This window comes from Bacteroidota bacterium, assembly GCA_018692315.1.
Lineage (GTDB): Bacteria > Bacteroidota > Bacteroidia > Bacteroidales > JABHKC01 > JABHKC01.
Genome location: JABHKC010000217.1, coordinates 1 through 16981, shown reverse-complemented (window position 1 = coordinate 16981; position 16981 = coordinate 1). Strand labels below are relative to the sequence as shown.

Here is a 16981-nt window from a genome sequence, read left to right as displayed (position 1 = left end):
TTGCACCTACAAGCACTCAAAATAAAAAGAGTTCTTGTTATTCCAACAAGTTATCATTGCTAATTTGTATTATTGCTAGGGTATGTTAGTATGTCGCCATTTGTCAATTTAATTAAGTATCCTTTGCCGGGATACAAATTTCCTAATTCGTCTATTGAGTAGGCTGGCCAATAAACAAATCCGGCTTCATTTTTCACTAAAATTAAACTTCCGGAAATGCTGTTTAGCATTTGACCAATCGGGGCAAAAGATTGACGAATGTATCCAATCAGGCTCCAGCCTTGAGGCAAATCTAATGGAGTTAATTCCGGAATAATTACCTTCCCTTCTATTTCGAGAGTTTCTGCACTCATCATTTTTACATAATATCCTTCACCAATTTCCATGTCGGTGATATTATTTATTGCCCATGATGGATAGTATATTGAGCCTATATCATTTTTAACAATTATTACATTTTCGAAAATATTGATAAAAACCTGATGGAAATTTGGATAATCAGGATCGATGAATGATGACATAATACTCCAATTTTGTGGAAGCTCAATTGTCTGAGTCCCTTGCACTAAGCTTGTAATGTTTGGTGCCATGAAAGTTGTAATAGAAAAAATCTCAAGATTGTAGCTTCCATCAGGATACCTGCCGTAGGACATATCGGGCATTTGAATTCCATAGCTGAACGAGTCTATAACTAAGGTATCGGTTTGATAAATTTGAACTAAGTAGAGATCGCCTCCATTTTCACTAACATTGATATTTAAATGCAAAACTCCCTGTTGGGTTTGGTTGTCAGCCCACAATACCTTAAAACCACCTGCCGGAATTGTTGTAGAGTCGGGATATGTGTCTTGAATTTTATACATTGTCAGATTTTCACGATTGTTCGATATATAAAGTCCGCCAAGATCTAATGGTAGTATTCCATCGTTAAAAATCTCAATCCAATCATCATATTCATTGTAATTGTCGGTAGAGTCTGATAGATTTATTGTCATTATTTCGTTTATGTCAAGCCGGCGAAATAATGATGGAGATGTTGTGGTCATTGTGTCTGACATATTTGGGTAGCCGGGAGTTGTTGTTGTAAATTCTTCCCAGCTATTCGATCCATCGGTATATCTTCCGTAAGAGATATCTGGAGCTAATTGGTTGTAAACTTTTGAATCTAAGAAATTCAAATTGCCTTCATCGAACTGTATGATTGCAAATTCTTCTCCATTTTTACTTAGTTTAAAATTCAAATGAAAAATGCCTTGTTCAGTATCATTATCTGCCCAAAGTAGTAAGAAATCGCCCGGATGGATTATTGTTAGTTCTGGATAATTTTTCGACATCTGAAACTTAAATGGATCGGAGAAGTCGTCTGTTAAAAATAGGCCTCCAATATCAATTGGTTGGCTACCGTTGTTATAGAGTTCTATCCAATCTTCGCGTTCGCCGTAATTATCGTATATTCCGTTGTCGTTGTCTGGCAATATTTCATTAATCATTAATCCTTCTGTGTTTTCAGGTGGCGATATTGCATATTGGTTTGCTTCAAAAGGTGTTGTATTTTCAAAATACTTCAGAGTGTTTGAAGCATCAGGAAATCTGCCGAATGAAATATTGTTTGTTTGTAAATTATATGTGAGGGTGTCAATAATTATAGTATCAGTTCCTATAATTTTTGCAATTCCAATTTGTTCCCCAAATCCATCTAATCTGAATCCAAGATGTAAAACACCTTTTTCAGGAGAATTGTCAGCCCAAAGCAATAAGTATTCGCCCGGTGGAATAATTGTTGAATCGGTGTTTCTTTCAGGGATTTGCCACATTGCAGGCTTGTTGAGGCTGTCGGTAAAAAATAGTCGTTGAATATCTATTGTGTCGATACCATTGTTGTAAAGTTCAATCCAGTCTTCGGTTCCTCCAAACTCATCAACAGTATCGCTTAGGTTTACAGCGAGAAATTCATTGATATATAATCCTGAAATTGTTGTAGAATCTATTTCGAATATTGCAGTAATTGTGCTATCCGATGATAGAACAACATTTATAGTAACACAAGAGTCGCCCGTGCTCCAGCATACAAAATTGTATCCTGGATTCTTCATTGCTGTGAGAGTAAAGGGTATTCCGGGAAAATATATTCCTTGCCAAGGATATGTTTGCTCTGGAACACCTGCTGTTGAATGCTCAATAATTTTACTGTTTATTTTAATAACACCTGCATTTATATTAGATACATTTAAAGTAAGTTTTGCATCTTGGCTAATGCCAAACTGACTTCTTAAATGACCTCTAAGGTAGTCGGGACGTTCTCTTGCAAAGTTTTTCATATTGGTTTCTATTTGAGTATTTGCCCACCAATTATAATTTCCCGGTTTGTTCCATCGGTCAATGTGCTCTTCCATTTCGGGAACAAGACGATTTTTAAAAGAATCAATAACACTCAAAGTATAGGTAGTATCAAAACTTGTGTTTAGTTCGTCGCATATTTTGTTAAGCAGGTCTTCTCTAAATTCTTGGTTGCCAGGATACTCGCTGTTCCCAATCAAGCGTCTCATAATACCTGTAGAATATCCACTACTTGTTAGTACATTTGCTATTTGATTATAAGAAGATGGTTGAATTCGTGCAAATCCATAATCTGTATCATAAACCATCCATCTCCATCGTCCATCGTGACCTGGTTGAGCATCTGGTTTGTAAGAATTGGTTCGTTTTCTCCAATATCTGATATTATTATAAGGCCAGTCGGTATTACAAATAATAAGGTTTCCTGATATGTAGTCTATAAAGTTTTCTACATTAATTTGAGTTTTTATGTATGCATAGTTTGCTGAATCGCTCATATCATTGTTATCCAAAAAATCATTCATATTGTTATAATGAATGACATCTCCACTAATTATTTCGGAGTTAATTTCTAAAAAGTCAAGGCTATCTTCTTCTACTCCCCAATTATCAAAAATATACTCTGTGCTATATCTGTCTCGAATATTATGGATACCCCAATATTCGCCATTTATAAATAAAATTATAGGACGGTATTGCATTAAATCAACATCAAGATCTTTGAGCATATAATGATGAAATCCATCTCTCATATATGCATTATGACAATCATTTCCAGCTGTTCTAAGGGTTATACGATTCCAGTTGTCCTGATCTTTTGTAGTGAAAAATTGATAATTAAAATCTGGATCTCCATAATCATCTCTGGCATACAGTCGCAAAGATTTTACATTTAATGTTCTTGATGCGTTTCCTGCAATTCTGATTCCAATATCCTGATCGAGTGAAAGTTCACCATTTTGTTCAAAAAATTCAATATGAGTTCTTTTTTCCCAATCTCTCCCACTTTGAGAAAAATTGCATGTATGATGATCTACTCCGTCAAAACTTGCTCCTGGCACGTATATTCCAACTGTATCGTCAAAAAGATTGACAGAGTCAGTATTTAATGAAATGATTGGAAATGTATATCGGTTGAACATATTTGTATCTACCAGATATGATTTGGTTATAACATCGCTGGGCAAATATCCGCTTTTTATTACTCTTGCTCTTACTACATTTATTTTGAAAACTTCTCCATCCGGTGGACTCCAATAGTCGAAAATTATTCCTAAATCAGTGGCTGTCTGAATCTCTGAAATGCCATTTGGTTCTCCTATTCTGCTTGAAACAAGAATAGAATCGGAAAAAATATTTGAATTGATTGTAGGTTCTGAGCCATCAAGAGTATAATAAATGGAATCCAAAGAATTTTGTGAACTTAGAAATAGATAGAAAGAATCGGTATAAAAGCCTGCTATTTGTGAGAAAGTCGGAGGATCGATGTAGCCAATGAAGCCGGTAGTTGCATTCGGATAGCCTGGAGAGGGTTCAATATAAATTACTAAATTTGTACCTCCATCTGGTTGACGCCCATAGGAATAATCTGTATCTAATGGTCCAAGAATTATTTGATCTACGAGAACGCTACTATCAGGTGAGTATAAGCTAATAGTTTCGCCCAATGCACTAATTTTAAAATTTGTATGCAATTCTAAATTTGGATAAACAGTATCTTTTAGTGTTGCCCAAATTATTAAAAAATCGTATGCTTGAATCGAAACATTTGGAAAACTCCATTGAAAATAGTTTGTTGTGTCGTCAGACAGGAAATATCCAGCCAGATTTATAGAGTCAGGAGTATTGTTATAAATTTCAATCCAGTCGGTATAGTCGCCATCAAAGTCACCAATTGTAGTATCGTTCGAAGACATTATTTCATTGATATACAATTGCTGAGAAAAAAGATTAATATTAATGAAAAAAAATATAGAAATGAAGTAAATATTTTTCATAGTAAATCTATGTTAAATTAAACAAAACCTAAAATTACAATTTTTTTTTAATTTAATGTAATAATGTATGGATTTTTACATTTTTCAATATTTGATAGTATGTGTACAGTATTTTTGCAATTACTACGTATTAGATATATTTCATTTTTTGTTTTGATTCGTTTGTTTCTGGAAATTTATATTTTCGTTTGCTAAATTCTGATAAGTGTATTTTTATCTTATTTGAAAAAAAGCTTGGTTTGGAGATGAGAAATAATTATTGTCTTGAGAAAATTAGAATCTAAATATTTGAAATGAAACTATATAAAAAATAGAAAAGAATATATAGATAAATAGACATGAAAATCATATGTGTTATTTAAATAGCTGAATAGCAGCCATATAGTTTACTATCTTGATAATGTGATACATAAAAAAAAATTAAAAAAAAGTAATTTTTTATTTCGTTGATACTAAAATTAATATACATTTTATTTAAAAGTCAAGAGCAAACATGTTTTTTTTTTAATTTTTTTAATATAATATTTGCCAATAGAAAAAATGGATATTAACAGTAAGCTAAAACGCTGATTATAAATAAATGAGCAATAATCATATAAAAATATGGAATAATTGTCTTCAAATTTTGAGAGACAACTTGCCTACTGTTAGTTTCAAAACATGGTTTGAACCTATTGTTCCGCTTAGACTTGAAGGTAGTATTCTTACAATTCAAGTTCCAAGTCCGTTTTTTTACGAATATTTAGAAGAACAATTTATTGATATTCTAGGAAAAATATTAAAAAAGGAAATTGGAAAAGATGCCAAATTGGAATACAATGTAATTATTGAAAACAATCAGCATTCAGACAGAAAACCATTGACGAATACTTTTCCATCGAAAAATAATTATACTTTAAAAAGTAATCAAGACAAGTTTATTTCCTCGCAAGAAAACAGACTTATTCCTAATCCGTTTGTGGTTCCCGGAATCAAACGATTACATATTGATTCTCAACTAAATGAAGATTTCACTTTCAGTAATTTTATTGAAGGAGAATGCAATAAATTGGCTCGCACAGCAGGAATTGATATTTCGCAAAATCCATTAAAAACTATATTCAATCCGCTTTTAATTTATGGTGGCTCTGGCTTAGGAAAAACTCATTTAGTGAATGCAATAGGAAATGAGATTGTCAGCAAATTTCCCGATTACGTTGTTTTATATGTGAGTTCAAACAAATTCATGACTCAGTTTGTTGAATCAATTAGAAATAAAAATATCAACGATTTCATAAATTTTTATCAGGCTTTAGATGTTTTAATAATTGACGATATTCATGAGTTTAGTGGAAAAGAAAAATCGCAGGAAATATTTTTTCAGATTTTTAATCATCTCCATCAAAATAAAAAGCAAATAATTTTCACTTCAGACAAGCCACTATCGAGCCTTTCAGGAATCGAAAACAGATTAATTTCGCGTTTTAGGTGGGGACTTACTGCAAAACTTGATTTTCCGCATTACGAAACACGACTTGAAATCTTAAAAAGAAAGATTTATACAAATGGAATTGAACTTGACAGTAAGATTTTAGATTTTTTAGCATCGAATATCACAAACAATATCAGAGACCTTGAAGGTGTTTTGATTACCCTTTTGGCTCAATCTACTCTTACCAAAAAGAAAATTACTATTGATCTGGCAAGAAAAATTGTAAGCGAATTGGTGAAAAGCAATCAAAAAGAAATTGATAATCCTTTTATAATCAAAGTTGTCAGTAATTTTTTCGATATTCCTGTAAAAGAATTGCTTTCTAAAACACGAAAAAGAGAAATTGTTCAGGCACGACAAATTGCCATGTATTTTGCAAAAAATTGCACAAATAATTCTTTATCGAAAATTGGTCGTGAAATTGGTCAGAAAGATCATGCCACTGTTCTACATGCTTCAAGGACAGTAAAAAATCTAATGGATATTGATAAAGAATTTAAGCAAAATATTGAAGATATTGAGCATATTATTAAGAAGTAGCTATTCCAGCTTTTTGCTTTTTATTCAGACAACCACAACTTTTATATTTCCCCAAACATTTAGCTTTCAATATTTGTTGAATTGAAGCTATAAATGGCCATTAATAATAACACAAAAAGCCCATAATTGCTGGGCTTTTTATAATTATATTATGTTGATAATCAATTTAATGAATGATAATTTTCTGAACAATATGAAAGTTCTCAGATTTTACAGACAGTAGATAAATCCCTTTCGATTTATTAGAAATATCAATTTTTGTATTCGAATTTGAATCATCTATAATGCTTTTTCTAAATATAGAGTTCCCAATTATGTCTGAAACTTCAATTTCAAAATTACTTCCTGATTTTAGTTCAATTTCAAAAATTCCGTTCGAAGGATTTGGGAAACAACTGATATTTTCATTTTCATGGAATAGAATCGTACTTGCCTCCTCCACAGTTATTTGATATGATTCGATATTATTATTTTCGTTAGATTCTAAGATTTGATAATTTGCATCGGCATAAAATAATAGGAAATAGTCGTCTGGCTGGGTCGAATATGGAATGTGAATTTCTGCAGATTCGTAGCTTGTGGCTGTGCTAACCAAACTAAAAACTTCGTCTGAGCTAAGTAAGATAGAGTCGGAATCTAATGTTTCGGTTTTTGAAAGATAGTATTTTAGAATAGAGGCTTCGGCAAAATTAAAGCCAGAGTTTAGAATTTCGCAATTGACGGAAACATCAGAACCTGCCGGAATGTTAGAGCTACTTACAAAAATGTTCTGAACTGATAAATCAGGAAATGATGACACAATTTCTATTTCGAGAAACTGGGTATTATTATCTTCGTTTTCTTCCTGAATTTGTTCGGTAGCATCAGCAAGTAAAATTATTACCCAACTTCCTATGTCCATATTACCGGGTATCATAACTGAGGTATCAACCAGAATTGTATTTCCGATTGAAATTGAATCTACAGTTTGGGATGCAAGAAAAACATCTGTTCCAGAATCAATTATGCTATCTTCCGATAAATAATATTTTATTAAACTTGATTCCGATAAAATTGTACCGGAGTTTATCAAGTCAAAGCTAAGTTCAATTGTTTCTCCAGCAAAAATTGTATCTGAGCTTGAGTTTGGATTAATAATTTGCAAATCGGGTAATGGAGGCTCTACAGTAAATTGTACGAAGGAATAATTATTTGATTCATTACTTTCGTAAACCGCTTCATCATGATCAGCATAAAAAATTATTTTCCAATTTCCAATAGCTGTATTTTGTGGAATTATCAGTGATTTATTTATTATAATCTCTTCCTGAGCTTGAATAGAATCGACATTTTCAGTCCCAATCAATATATCGAAACTTTCGTAGATACTATTCTCCGAAAGGAAAAACTTAATGTTATTTGCCTCGGCAGTACTATTGCCTACATTTTTGAAAGTACAACTTGCAATTATTTCTTCGCCCGGAATTACTTCAACAGGATCAAGTTCGGAATTTTGAATAACCAAATCTGGCAAAGCTACAGTTACAGCTTGAAAAAATTCGTTATTGTCGTCGTTTGTTTCAACAACATAATTATCACCATCGATTACACAAAACATATAATATGTACCCATGGTTGACAAGTAAGGCATTGGTACTGTGTGTGTAAATGGGAAATAAGAAAAGGCTGACAGTTGTGGGACATTTTCGCTATGAAAGTGAAAATCTACTATAGGATTGAAGTTTGTATCAAGCGAAATATAATAGTTTAGCACACTTTGAGGTGCAATATAACTTGACATATTAAAAATTGCACCTGTTGAAACTATTGACGAATCTGGTGGAATTACCTGAGGCGAAATTGAAAAACTCTGAACTACAAGGTCTGGAAAACCTGCAACAACATGAATATATTCAACTTTAGTTTCTGTGTCTGTTCCTAAATAGTTAGTTGCTGTCAAGCTAACATTGTAATTTCCAATAGTATTATATACAATATTTCCGGGATTTGGTAAGCTTGAGCTATTCGGAATTCCTCCACTAAATATCCATGTAAATGATGATGGAACTCCGTACGATAAATCGTAAAAGTTTACCGATTCTCCAACCAATATTGTAGTTACATCTGCCTCAAAATCTGCTACTGGAATTGTTGCAGCTGGTGTAATATCTATAACAGCACCATGGTTTTGGTTGAAAGTTGAGGTGCCTGGATTCAAATTTGATACACTAAAATAACCGTCGTATGAACCACTCCATCCCCAGTTAAAATGAAAATAATTGCTTCCATTATATCCATCGCAAACAAAAGCATGTCCCCCTGAAGGTCCATCCCCTCTATAAAGCATGGGTTTTGAATTGTCTAATTGGTCTTTTAGCAAATTAATCCATTGATTAGTAGTATATTGATTTTTGTTTTTCATGTCAGCCGAACTTGAATAATTAAAATAATTTACAAGTGAGTTCCTTGCATCACTTGTATATGCACCGGAGCCATCAATTCCAAAATCCATATCTACCGACACGGCACAATGATACAGCAATTGAGCAACATCGGAATTTGAGCTATTGACAATATTTGGCATATTTCCCCAATTGTATGTAGCGTTGCCAAAATTCGATGTCAGACTGCCATAAGTTCCAGCATTATATGTATGCGAACCTGCTCCGTTTTGTGGATAGTCGTGGTATTTCATAATTTGGCCCATAGCCGTAGCTACACAGCCAACATAGACACGTCCGCAAAGATACCAAGGTGCATTTGCGTCTATAGGGCAATCGGCATTATAATAACAATCTTGGTCCCAGTTTGTTGACACAAGAGGCGATACACTTTTAGTATTTTTGAAATTGTTATCGAAAGTAGTTTTATAAAAAGCCCATTCTGCTTTTATTTTACCATCAGGCAATATTTTATTTGATTTAACATAAAGGATTTGGCTCTTGTAGTTTTCAAGAAAATCAATTAGCGCCGGTGGCATACTATTTTTTGAAAAGTCAAAATTTCCTTCGAAAGAATATCCTAAAATTGGCTGAACATAATCGTCCGCAGAAATAATAATGAATCCATTTTCGTTGGAAATATCAAAAATATAGTAAAGAGGAATTGTGCTTTCAAATTCGGTGTATTCGGCAGCTATTATTTTATGGCTTAACTTGTTGATCGAAGAAGGAAATCGTTCATAGAATATATTCTCTGCTACTTTTTTTGCAATACTAATATTTACTTCTTTAGAATAGCTTAGCTTATATATGGAAGTTAAAATTAGTAATGCTATTAATACTTTTGTTCTCATTTCTCAATGTTTTAGTTAGTGAGGCAAAAGTATAAAAAAAAACGAAAGGGCTTTATTTTTTCATTTCTGAAATTGTTAAATCAGGATTTTTAGAATTGAAAATATACGAACCTGCTACTAAAACATTTGCTCCAAATTCTATCAATTTTTTTGCATTGGAATTGTCCACTCCGCCATCAATTTCAATTAAAGCTGATGAATTGGTTTTTTTAATTAATTGTTTCAGTTGACTTACTTTTTTGTAGGTATTTTCTATGAATTTTTGCCCACCAAAGCCAGGATTAACTGACATTATTAAAACCAAATCAAGTTCACAAATAATATCTTCGAGCAAATGTACCGGCGAATGTGGATTGATTGAAACCCCAGCTTTCATATTATGTTTTTTTATTTCCTGAATTGTGCGATGCAAATGTGTGCAGGCTTCTAAATGAACTGTGAGGATATCTGCTCCCGATTCAGAAAATCTTTTTATGAATTTTTCCGGTTTCACAATCATCAGATGAACATCGAGAGGTTTTGTGGCTTTTTGTTTAACATATTCAATCACCGGAAAACCGAAGGAAATATTTGGCACAAATTCGCCATCCATTATATCAAGATGAAACCAGTCTGCCTGACTGTTATTTATCATTTCGATATCATTATCTAAGTTTCCGAAATTTGCTGAAAGAAAAGAGGGAGCAATCAAATGTTTCATTTTTTCAATAAATAGTATTTCTGCAAAAGTAGGCTTTTTCTTCGTGCGAATTTCTGTTTTTGAATCGAAATATAATCTATAAAAAGGCAATTTATTTTCCTCTGGCTTCCAGAATTGTCCTTATTGTGTATATCAGAATTTTTATATCGACATAAATCGACATATTTTCGATGTAAATAATATCGTATTTTAGGCGAATTATCATTTCTTCCACATTTTCGGCATAGCCAAATTTTACTTGTCCCCAAGAAGTAATTCCGGGTCTAACTTTTTGTAGATGTGCATAATGAGGTGCTTTATTTATTATTTGTTCAATGAAGAAAAGGCGTTCGGGCCGAGGACCTACCAAAGACATATCGCCAATCAAAACATTAAAAAATTGTGGAAATTCGTCTAATCGAAATTTCCTCATAAATTTTCCAAACTTCGTAATTCGTGAATCATTCTTACTTGAAAGGCTTGGCCCGTTTTTTTCTGCGTCTATAAACATAGAGCGAAATTTGTATATAATGAATGGTTTACCGTATCTTCCAATTCGTTCGTGTGAATATATAATTGGGCCTTTTGATGAAAATTTTACTCCGAAAATTAGAAAAATAAATACAGGAGCCAGTATAATTAAAGCAAAAATTGCAATTATTACATCTGAAACTCTTTTTAGATTTTCTTCCCAAACAGGCATTAAACTGTGAGTAATTTGGATTAATGGAACTCCATACAGCGAAGACATTCTGACTTTGCCGGTCAAAATATCATACATGTCCGGAATTACTTTTATTGTAACATCTGTTTCCTGAAGTTTGTTTATTATTCTTCCAATTTCATCATGTTCTGACGATTCTATTGCAATGATTACTTCATTTATTTGCTTTTCTTTAATAATATTCAGTAAATCTTTCAATTCTCCGACTCTTGGTAGGAATTTAGATAAGAGATAGTTTTTTTTGTCGAGTACATTTATGAATCCAACAAATTTGTTACCGCCAGATTTTGGTTTAGACAAAAAATCTTCGTAAAGTTGGAGGGCTTTTGTATTGCTGCCAATCAATATTGTCGAAAATGAAATTTTTCCGTTTTGGATTCTATGAACTGTTCTGGTAGTTATCCATAATCTTGGTAGGTAAGTCAGAACGAAATGAAGTGATAGCAATACAGAAAATGAAAAATAATAATTTTTGTAAGATTCAACAGTATCGTCGAGAATAGAAACAAAAAATATTATGGTTACTCCAACAATTGAAACAAAAAGAGTTTGCCCAAGTTCTTTTAGTCGAGATTTTCTATATATGTCTTTATAATAACCTACAAGATAATAGATTAACACCCAAAATATTGGTATTGTAACTAATCCGAGTTGATATCTTGTACCAAATTCAACAGGAATATCATATCCAAATTTTAATGGTTCTACCCATTGTTTTCTGAAAATATAAAACAACGTCCAAACCGCTGAGGCTGAAAGTATATCTGAAATGAGGTATTTTGAAATGTGTAAAGGTTTGTTCATTAAAAATGAATTAGTTTTAGATTGTCAATGTAGATTTCAGCTGTATCAATTTCGTCTGTTTTCGAGGCCGCAATAAATATTATGAAACTTGATGCATTTATGTTCTGCACAACAAAATATGTAAGGTCTATATATATTTTATTCCAATTTTCGATAGGATTTAGGCTGATTACCGGTTGTATATCTGTACTTGAGGGATTTGAAATAATTAAACCGATCTGAAAATTCAAGTTATTTTTATAATCCAATTCAAGATATACTGGCGTATTGTTTTGCGGAAGAACGAAAGCATCATTAGAAATACATTCAAAATCTATATGACTATCATCAAGACTAATAAACCCAAAATTATTTCCAGATTCATTTTTAATTTGAATTTTTGTAGTGCTATTGTATGTGGTGTCTAAAGTTAATCCTGCATCTTCAAAATTTTCTATCCATTCAAAAACAGTTTCACTTAAATATTGTACATTCGGGCTAAGCTTAAGGATATCTTCGTCGGATTCGTATGGGCTTAAAGTTTCGCTTGTTGTGTAATTAGAATAAAATGGATATTTATCTCTACTGGCTGCAATTCCATTAACTTTAATTCCGGGATACAATAAAATTTCATTCTCGCCGCTTGCAAGCACAGGAATTTCGGCAGGAAGCTCGAAAATACCGATAAACTCTCCTTCTATATAAATCCATACATCGTTAATATTGTGAGTGTTTTCTCCTTCTTCAAGCAGATTCGTCGAAAGAGTAAATTCATCGACATAAATATATGAAGGTATTTCTTCGGCAGGATTTATTAATTCACATGAAACTGTGAAAAAAACAACAAAAAACAAATATAATAATTGTAGGCTTTTGGACAAATTCATATAATTTACACTTTTCAAAATAATTTCTGTTTAACGACTATAATATTATAATATTGTAATATTTTAATAATTTCATTTATTGATATATTTATACTTTTCAACAAAAAACTTCAAAGGAAATAATTATTTTTGTAAAATTAATATTAAAAAATTATGCGATATTTAGTTTCTATTTTACTGATAATTAATGGATTTTTTGTTTTAGCTCAGCAACAAAGTCATTATGTTAATACTGGCCGATCTACCATTCTTGTTCAATCGAATCCAAATATTAAAAGCGACGAATCGGGAATTAAATATTTAGACGACGAATGGAAGGTTGGAAGTTTGCAAACTGCCGAAAATCAAATTGTGTCAAATGTTTATTTTAAATATAATGTAAGTAGCGATAAATTTGAAATGCGGGCAGATCTAAATCCTGAAAAAGTAGGGAGGATTTATTGCGACAAAAAAGTGTATTTTTATTCTTCTTTTGAAGAGGACGATGAAATAAGAAGTGGATATTTTGAGCTATTGTCAGAGGGAAATGTTAAGTTACTTTTAAGATATACAGTAAAAAGAACGCCAGGAAGGAAAGGAGCTTTTGGCTATGAGGCTTCTCAAAATGTTATTAAAAAATATTATATCAAAATTGGAGAAAATCCAGCTATTATCGCTAAAAGAAATAAAAACGAAATCCTTAATTTGTTATCAGATAAAAATGAATTGTTGGAAGAATTTATCAAAATCAATAAGTTAAATCTTAGAAAAAATATGGATATCATTTTGTTATTGAACTACTATGATATTATTAGGGAGGACAAGACAAATTAATCTCAAAAAGAAAACGCCAACAAAAGCATAATTTTTGTTGGCGTTTTTTTTGAGACTCCCAATTAGTGTTTCGGTTTTCTATTTCAGAACAACTAATTTTTTCCTTACTATTTCATTATTGTTGATAGTTATCTGTAAAAGATTTATTCCAACCGGAATGTTTTCTATTTTGACAATATTTTTATTTAACGAATATTTAAACCTAATTTCCTTACCGGTAATATCAAAAATTTTCAATGAATAGTTTGAAAATGGGTTATCAAATTCAATATAAAAATTACCATTGTGATTTGGATTAGGATAAATCAGAACTTGGTTTTGATTCGATATTTCAGAGATTGCTACAAAGCCGCTTATTTCAACACTGTCGATAATTATACATTCGTTAGCATCTTTCACAGAAACAGTATAGGTTCCGGCGCAAAGGTCTTGAGCATTGTATGTTGTTTGATTTTGAGCATCGTTCCACAAATATGAATAAGGAGGAACTCCGCCATCAACGATTGCAGTTGCTGCTCCTGTGCAGGCTGTAGAACTTGCATTTATTGCATTTAAGGAAATAAGTAATTCATCAGGTTCTCCAATAATAAAAGTGCTATCGAAATTACATCCTAAATCATCTATAATTGTAACCATATAATTCCCGGGACATAAATCTGTAATTACGCCTGAAGTCTGTGTACCAATATTTGAAGGATACCAGGTAAATCTAAACGGTGGAGTTCCATTTTGAGGAGTGGCATCAACTTGCCCAGTACATGTTGCATAGCATAGTACATCTGCATAGCTTAAATTCATTCCAGAAAAGTCTGATATTGCAATTCTTGCTGTATCAGTTATTATATTTCCACAAATATCGGTTATCTGAACCCAATATACATCACCTGATTGAGGAACAATTGCGATTGAAGAACCATTATCGCCGGTGTTCCACAAATAAGTAACTAAACCTGTATTTACATATGTCTCTAAAATTAAGGAGGGTGGGGCTGAAGTTCCACAAAATTCGTAATTTGTTGATATTCCGCAAAGGGAAAAATCTTCAGGACCAGTAATATTAAAAGTTGTATCGTAGCTACAACCAACATCATCAGTAACAGTTACTCCGTAAAAACCTGTGCATAAATCTAAAATGTTGCCTGAGTTTGGGTTCCCAATTCCCGTAGGCCAATTATATTGAAAAGGGCTAATCCCAGCCAATCCGAGGACGTTTACCGAGCCATCGCAAGAACCGTAACATGAAACTGTATCAGTGGAAAGCACCAAACCTTGAAAATCTGATACTCCTACAACAATGCTGTCTCTATATGTAAGTCCACAAAAATCGGAAATGTCAACCCAAAAAACCGAATTTCCTAATGAAGCTGGAAATGATATTGTTGGTGTAGTATTTCCTGAACTCCACAGATAATTTACGTCTGATAAATTTGTAGATGTTTCTAAAGTAATAGTTCCGGGATTTTCACAAAAAACAGTATTTGTATTTGTAATCCCTGAATTTGGGTCTAAAGCAATTAGCGGATGGTCAATTGCAAAATATCCTACAAATGAACACTGAGAAGCATCTGTGATGGTTACGCTATACGAATCGGCACATAATGTATAAACCAATCCTGAATAAGGAGAATTAATTGTAGGTTCTGACCATAAATAAGTAACTTGTTGGGTAGCTCCCAGTGCTGTTACTTCAACTTGTCCGTTGCAGGCATTGTAACACAAAGCATCTTGAGAACTTATATCAATTCCAGATAGAGTGGAAACTCCAATTGTTATACTGTCAATTATACTATTACCACATAAATCCGAAACCTCAACCCAATAAACATCCGATGTGCCTGTTGGAGGTGGAGTTACAGTAATATCTGTGGTAGTTTCGCCAGTATTCCATAGAAATGTAACAAACCACGATGGATGACTAACACACTCTGCCTGAATGGTATATGATGAAGGAGCGGTTATACCGCAAAACATAGAGTCAGTGTTTGCAATTCCTGCTTTAAATTCAGTGAAATCATAAATTGTTATAGTATCTGCCGATGTGCTAGGATTGCAAGGGCAACCGGCAAGAATTTCAATGATGAAAGTCTCGACAGGTTCCTGAATGCCATCGTTGAACGCATCATAGAAAATTGTGTCGCTCATTTGTCCTGACGGAATCCAAAAAGTGTCAGGAAACATTGTAATGTCTGAGCCCATTGTAGCTGTTCCAGCATATTGCAAAAGTATCATTACAGGATCGGCGATACTTAGAGAATCATTTCTAGAGAAAATGTAAAAATTCGTACATCCTTCATACATATCATTTAACGTACCAACGTTACTGACATTTTGAATGGAAACAGAAGAACCTGACGAAAAACTTCCAGCTTCGAGGAAAACTCCTGAATCTAATGCAGAATCACCAGCATCAGCCACAGCTAACTTAATATGATAAGTTTGACAGGGAGTAACAATTGCTGTTGCTGTTAAAGCTACTGTATATCCATCATATTCGATAGCTGCATTAGTTACATTTAAGTTGTCGAAATAGTATTCACAGTTTGTGCAAGGTCCTGTTGGAGGTGAGTTCGAGCCATTATTTACATTATTAATGGAGACTGCTGTTGTTGTTCCGGGAATAATTGCAATGTTTTCGTTCGTGTATGAGCCTCCTGCTGGATTTGGTCCTGATAAGAAAAATGCAAAGACATCGTTAAAGCTACTGTTTACATATTCCGGATATTCATCGGATCCAAAAACATAGCGAAATTCTAATGTATCTGCGGAAGGTACAAAATCAAATTCGATTACTGAAGCATCTTGTGTGCTTTGAGGAATAAGCGCATCTAAATCGGTATCGCCCGGAACTCCCAAACCTGTAGAAATACCACCCGAAGAATTAGGCCCAATAGCATTTGTTGCATTTCCTGAGGCAAAAATTATTCCTGAGGTGAAAATTGTATCGAAAGGAGTTCCTGTTGCATCGAAATAGCCTATAGCTGCAGCAGATCCTGTGAATACAACATTTTGTGCTGAGAGACAGCCTGATGTTAAAACATTTTGAACTAATTGTTGGGGCGTATATGTTGTGGCATCAACTGTGATGGGTTGAGCATATAATTTAAAGCTTATGACAGCTAAAACGAAAATAAAAATTCTTAATTTCATAACAATAATTTCAATAAATAAACATTTTTTCAACTCACTCTTTAAGACTTAATACCAAAAAGCTTGGTTGCTTTCAATACATAAACTTAAATAATATTAATACAAATTTATTGAAATTTAGGAATATACAAAATAAAAAAGACCATTTAAGTGTGAAAATACTTAAATGGTCTTTTAAAAATATGTTAAACTTACATAAAACTAACAACCTAACTATAATGCACAGCTCTCTCAGTAAAACGAATGAACGTTTTTCAAAGCGGCTATTATGGGTCTTATCTTATAAGCTAAAATTTTAGCTTAATGATATTTATGCTATCTTAGCTGTT

The 16981-nt window shown here is 32.8% G+C and carries 8 protein-coding genes; 2 read left to right on the top strand and 6 right to left on the bottom strand.

Going from position 1 to position 16981, the window contains the following annotated elements; genetic code table 11:
* Positions 1–59: 59 nt before the first annotated feature.
* Entirely contained in the window at positions 60–4334 is a 4275-nt protein-coding gene (locus HN894_15905; protein MBT7144808.1) for a hypothetical protein, read from the bottom strand.
* 580 nt (positions 4335–4914) lie between these two features.
* Between HN894_15905 and dnaA the strand changes: the two genes are divergently transcribed.
* The gene (gene dnaA / locus HN894_15900) at positions 4915–6345 is read left to right on the top strand and encodes a chromosomal replication initiator protein DnaA (GenBank protein ID MBT7144807.1); all 1431 of its coding nucleotides are present in this window, start codon (positions 4915–4917) and stop codon (positions 6343–6345) included.
* Between the two features lie 166 nt (positions 6346–6511).
* On the opposite strand, the gene HN894_15895 is transcribed toward dnaA, so the two are convergent.
* The 4 genes from HN894_15895 to HN894_15880 all read right to left on the bottom strand — a co-directional run bounded on the left by HN894_15895 (position 6512) and on the right by HN894_15880 (position 12692).
* Positions 6512–9619 (bottom strand): T9SS type A sorting domain-containing protein, encoded by a 3108-nt coding sequence (locus tag HN894_15895; protein MBT7144806.1) that lies wholly within the window; start codon positions 9617–9619, stop codon positions 6512–6514.
* A 52-nt stretch (positions 9620–9671) separates the two neighbouring features.
* Positions 9672–10319, bottom strand: a complete 648-nt coding sequence (locus HN894_15890; protein MBT7144805.1) for a ribulose-phosphate 3-epimerase — start codon at positions 10317–10319, stop codon at positions 9672–9674.
* A gap of 91 nt (positions 10320–10410) precedes the next feature.
* On the bottom strand, positions 10411–11826 hold the full coding sequence (locus HN894_15885) for a sugar transferase (GenBank protein MBT7144804.1): 1416 nt from the start codon (positions 11824–11826) through the stop codon (positions 10411–10413).
* On the bottom strand, positions 11826–12692 hold the full coding sequence (locus HN894_15880; GenBank protein ID MBT7144803.1) for a hypothetical protein: 867 nt from the start codon (positions 12690–12692) through the stop codon (positions 11826–11828). The genes HN894_15885 and HN894_15880 overlap by 1 nt, the downstream gene beginning before the upstream one ends.
* 153 nt (positions 12693–12845) lie before the next feature.
* Here HN894_15880 and HN894_15875 point away from each other — a divergent pair, with 153 nt between their 5' ends.
* A complete protein-coding gene (locus tag HN894_15875) occupies positions 12846–13505 on the top strand; it encodes a hypothetical protein (protein MBT7144802.1) in 660 nt (219 codons plus the stop codon).
* 78 nt (positions 13506–13583) lie between these two features.
* Here the strand turns inward: HN894_15875 and HN894_15870 are convergent, their stop codons facing one another.
* Positions 13584–16652 carry a T9SS type A sorting domain-containing protein gene (locus HN894_15870; protein MBT7144801.1) on the bottom strand — a complete coding sequence of 1023 codons (3069 nt, stop codon included), beginning with the start codon at positions 16650–16652 and terminating at the stop codon, positions 13584–13586.
* Positions 16653–16981 lie beyond the last annotated feature (329 nt).

What these genes read in the sequence shown, in the direction of transcription:
- HN894_15880 (MBT7144803.1), bottom strand. Translation starts at nt 12,692, where the DNA reads ATGAATTTGTCCAAAAGCCTACAATTATTATATTTGTTTTTTGTTGTT.
- HN894_15870 (MBT7144801.1), bottom strand. Translation starts at nt 16,652, where the DNA reads ATGAAATTAAGAATTTTTATTTTCGTTTTAGCTGTCATAAGCTTTAAA.
- HN894_15875 (MBT7144802.1), top strand. Translation starts at nt 12,846, where the DNA reads ATGCGATATTTAGTTTCTATTTTACTGATAATTAATGGATTTTTTGTT.
- HN894_15890 (MBT7144805.1), bottom strand. Translation starts at nt 10,319, where the DNA reads ATGAAACATTTGATTGCTCCCTCTTTTCTTTCAGCAAATTTCGGAAAC.
- HN894_15905 (MBT7144808.1), bottom strand. Translation starts at nt 4,334, where the DNA reads ATGAAAAATATTTACTTCATTTCTATATTTTTTTTCATTAATATTAAT.
- HN894_15885 (MBT7144804.1), bottom strand. Translation starts at nt 11,826, where the DNA reads ATGAACAAACCTTTACACATTTCAAAATACCTCATTTCAGATATACTT.
- HN894_15895 (MBT7144806.1), bottom strand. Translation starts at nt 9,619, where the DNA reads ATGAGAACAAAAGTATTAATAGCATTACTAATTTTAACTTCCATATAT.
- dnaA (MBT7144807.1), top strand. Translation starts at nt 4,915, where the DNA reads ATGAGCAATAATCATATAAAAATATGGAATAATTGTCTTCAAATTTTG.